This window comes from Brooklawnia sp., from assembly GCF_032229645.1.
GTDB lineage: Bacteria > Actinomycetota > Actinomycetes > Propionibacteriales > Propionibacteriaceae > Brooklawnia.
The window spans coordinates 1-2079 of the sequence record NZ_JAVTWX010000041.1; the positions used below are offsets into that span (position 1 = coordinate 1).

The following is a 2079-nucleotide window of genomic DNA, read 5'->3' on the forward strand; positions in this document are numbered from 1 at the left end:
GGCCTGGATGCGCTGCCGCGGCGCAATGACCGGACGCTTACCGTCCGGATCGCTGGTCACCCACGAATCGACCGCGAAGTCCTGGGCCACTGCCGACCACGACAGTGCCTGCCCGGGAGTGCCCTGGCGCAGGATGCGTCCATCGCCCATCACGACGCAGCGGTCGCAGTAACGCGCAGCCTGGGTGAGGTCGTGCAGCACGGCGATGACGGTCAGCCCCATCGTCTGGTTGAGCTCGCGCACCAGCTCCAGGATGTCGATCTGGTGGGCGATGTCGAGATAGGTGGTGGGCTCGTCGAGCAGCAGCAGCTTGGGCTCCTGAGCCAATGCCGCAGCGACCCAGACCCGCTGCCGCTCGCCCCCCGAGAGCGTCTCCACGCGCCGGTCGGCCATCTGCAGCACGCCGGTGGCGGTCATCGCCCGCTCGACCGCATCGTCGTGGGACGACGGACGCAGCTGCCACCAGGGTAGCTGCGCGTAGCGTCCGTAACTCACCAGACGCTGCACGGTCAGATCGCCGGTGGTGTGTCCGCCCTGCCAGACCACCGCCATCTTGCGGGCCAGCTTGGACGCGCTCAGCTTTCTGATCGGCTGATCGTCCAGCCGGACCTCGCCGTGGCTGAGCTTGGCGGCCCCGCAAAGAGCCTTGATCAGGGTGGTCTTACCGCAGCCGTTGGGGCCGAGGATCGCGTGTATCCGGTGTGGTTCGAAGTCGAGGTCGATACCGTGCAGGATCTCGTGGCCGCCCAGGCTCAGCCGCAGCTCGCGCGCGCTCAGGATGGCGGTCACATCGCCCTCCTCAGCAGGAAGAGGAAGAACGGCACGCCCAGCACCGCCATCGCGATGCCGACCGGGATCTCGATCGGGCTGAACAGTGTGCGTGCGAGGGTATCGCTGAACATCACCAGTGCGGCGCCGAAAAGGATCGAGCCCGGCACCAGGAACGAGTGGTTGGTGCCCAGGATCATCCGCATGATGTGCGGCACGATCAAACCGACGAAGCCGAGCAGACCCACGGTGCTGACCGCGCTGGCCGCCAGCAGCGCCGCGATCGCGGTCAGCATGATCCGGTTGGCCTGCACATTCATGCCCATCGAGCGCGCGACATCGTCGCCGAGCACGATGACATCCAGCCGTCGCACGCAGAACAGCGCGGCCGTCAGGGCCAACAGGCAGTAGGGCCACAGCGTGTGCACCTCGCTCCAGCCGCGCATCGACAGCGAACCGTTCATGAAAAGCAGGGCGTTCTGCACCCGGTCGGAGTAGAGCACCATCACCGCGGAGATCCCGGCGCCGCACAGCGTGGAGACGGCCACACCGGCGAGGATGATGCGCATCGGCTGGATGCCACCCTTCCAGGCCAGCATGTAGATGATGACGCAGGCGAGCAGGGCGCCGATGAACGCGAAGAGCGGCACCATCAGATAGAGGCTGGGGAACGCCAGCAAGATGACGATGCCGAACAGGCCCGCACCCGAGGAGACACCGATGATGCCGGGGTCGGCGAGCGGATTGCCCATGATCGCTTGCAGAATCACGCCCGAGGTGGCGAGGTTGGCGCCGACCATGGCGGCCAGCAGCACGCGTGGCAGCCGGATATCCCAGACCACCCGGTGCCATTCGTAGTCGTCGGGCCCGAAGATGCCCTGGAACACCTGCTCCGGGCTCAGTGGGATGCTGCCGGTGCCCACGCCGTAGACGAAGGCCGCCACCAGTAGCACCAGCAGGACGACGAAAATGGCAGGACGAAACCTGCGCCGCGCCAATAGGCGCGTCCAATCGGAGGTCGTGGCGATGGTCTGGCCCATGAGGGTTCGATCGAGCTCCCAAAGATGTCGGGACGCATGTGAGGCTCGCGGGCCGCACACGCAGCGTGGCAGAACTTAGGCGACCCTAACCCGTTGTAGATTCCGCGGGTCGTCGGCAGTCGCGAGCCTTTGGGGCCGTGACGAGGTCACGCTAACACGTCTTCTTCTGGGGGCTGGTGGCGGGGCATCGGCAAGGTGTCTGGCGGACGCCGACGTGACCGTCGCGGCAGCCTTGACTTCGAGGGCGACTATTCGTCCATCGGCGGATTCC

2 protein-coding genes are annotated in these 2079 nt (G+C 66.5%); both read right to left on the reverse strand.

Features of this window, described 5'->3' with window-relative positions; genetic code table 11:
- Positions 1-789: ABC transporter ATP-binding protein (locus AAFP05_RS02700; RefSeq protein WP_341728317.1), on the reverse strand; the 789-nt coding region annotated here is incomplete at its 3' end.
- Positions 786-1808: an iron ABC transporter permease gene (locus AAFP05_RS02705; RefSeq protein WP_341728318.1), complete on the reverse strand. Its 1023-nt coding sequence runs from the start codon at positions 1806-1808 to the stop codon at positions 786-788. The genes AAFP05_RS02700 and AAFP05_RS02705, both read right to left, overlap by 4 nt.
- Positions 1809-2079 lie beyond the last annotated feature (271 nt).

Excerpts from the sequence above, each read along its gene's own strand:
- AAFP05_RS02705 (WP_341728318.1), bottom strand. The coding sequence starts at position 1,808 with ATGGGCCAGACCATCGCCACGACCTCCGATTGGACGCGCCTATTGGCG.